The organism is Bacteroidota bacterium (assembly GCA_030706565.1).
Classification (GTDB): domain Bacteria; phylum Bacteroidota; class Bacteroidia; order Bacteroidales; family JAUZOH01; genus JAUZOH01.
The window spans coordinates 1-1,574 of the sequence record JAUZOH010000580.1; the positions used below are offsets into that span (position 1 = coordinate 1).

Consider the following 1,574-nt stretch of genomic DNA (forward strand, 5'->3'; position numbering starts at 1 on the left):
GCACTGTCCGAGGGGAATTATGATTATGCATTGGAATTGCTGAATGCCACAGATGCATATCCCGAAAATCTGGGTGAAGGGAAACTCTATGGCACGCAGGAAAACGACATAAATTACTTTAAAGGCTGTGCATACGAAAAACTGGGTGATAAGAAAAAAGCTGTCGAATATTTTGAAAAAGCTTCCAAAGGGCTGGATGAACCCACGCAGGCATTCTTTTACAATGACCAGCAACCCGATAAAATTTTCTACCAGGGACTGGCATGGCGCAAACTCGGCAATGAGGATAAAGCCCGCAGCCGGTTTAACAAACTGATTGCTTTCAGCGAAAAGCACCTTTTCGATAAAATAAAAATAGACTATTTTGCTGTTTCCCTGCCCGACCTGTTGATTTGGGACGACAATCTGGACCGTCGTAACCGCATCCATTGTAATTATTTAATGGGTCTGGGGTATTTGGGATTGGAAAATAAAGCCGAAGCCCTATCCTCACTGCAAAAAACATGCAGTATGGATATTAATCACATGGGTGCACAGATTCATCTTAAAATGGCTCAAAATTTATAATATTCAGAAAATGAAAAAAGCATTAATCATTGCCCTGGCTTTCAGCATATTTACATTAGCTGTAGGCCAGAAAGAAGTACAATCCCTGCAGCTGGCCGGCAAATGGCAGTTTAAGGCAGATCCTTCCGATCAGGGAATCAACGAACAATGGTATGCCCAAAATTTTCATGATTTCGTTTCACTTCCCGGATCTATGGCTACCAATGGCCTGGGAGATGATATTACATTAAAAACACCATGGACGGGTCAGATCGTTGACTCGTCCCTTTATAAGTCACCGGAATATGAAAAATACCGCCAGCCCGGCCATATCAAAATACCGTCCTGGCTTCAGCCGGTGAAGTATTACAAAGGCGCGGCATGGTATCAGAAAAGTATCATTATTCCTGCCTCCTGGAAAGGGAAGCATTTGGAATTATTCATAGAACGCAGCCATTGGGAAACAACAGTCTGGCTCGACAATCACCTCATCGGCATGCAGAACAGCCTGAATACCCCGCAGGTATTTGACCTGGACAAGTATTTAAAGACTGGGAAACACAAGCTGACCCTCAGGATTGACAACCGGGTAAAAGTCATAAACTTTGGACAGAATTCGCACAGCATCTCCGACCATACCCAGACAAACTGGAACGGGATGATTGGCAGGCTTTGCATTAACGCCCGCCCTGCCCTGTTCATCAACGATGTTCAATTGTTCCCTGATTTAAAGTCCAGACAGGTAATTGCAAAAATCAAAATCAGGAATTTATCGGGCAAAGCAGTACAGGCTAATCTCAAACTAACCGCCATACCTGAAAATCCGCAAGAAAAATCATTGATCTCCAAGGCTGAAACCGTCAAAGTAAATTCAGACAGCCTGTCCCTTGAAGTTGCCTGCAACATGGACAATAACCCGCTCCTATGGGACGAGTTTCATCCCAACCTCTATAAGATGAAAATCACCCTGACTTCCGGGGGAAACGCCAAAGATGAAAAAAACATCACCTTTGGCATGAGGGAATTTA

General features: G+C 43.8%; 2 protein-coding genes. Both read left to right on the forward strand.

Translation table 11 applies throughout. The features are described 5' to 3' along the window. The coding region (locus Q8907_16955; protein ID MDP4275959.1) for a tetratricopeptide repeat protein at positions 1–567 on the forward strand (567 nt) is incomplete at its 5' end. A gap of 10 nt (positions 568–577) precedes the next feature. Then, positions 578–1,574, forward strand: a 997-nt coding sequence (locus Q8907_16960) for a beta-galactosidase (GenBank protein MDP4275960.1), incomplete at its 3' end; no start/stop codon positions are given.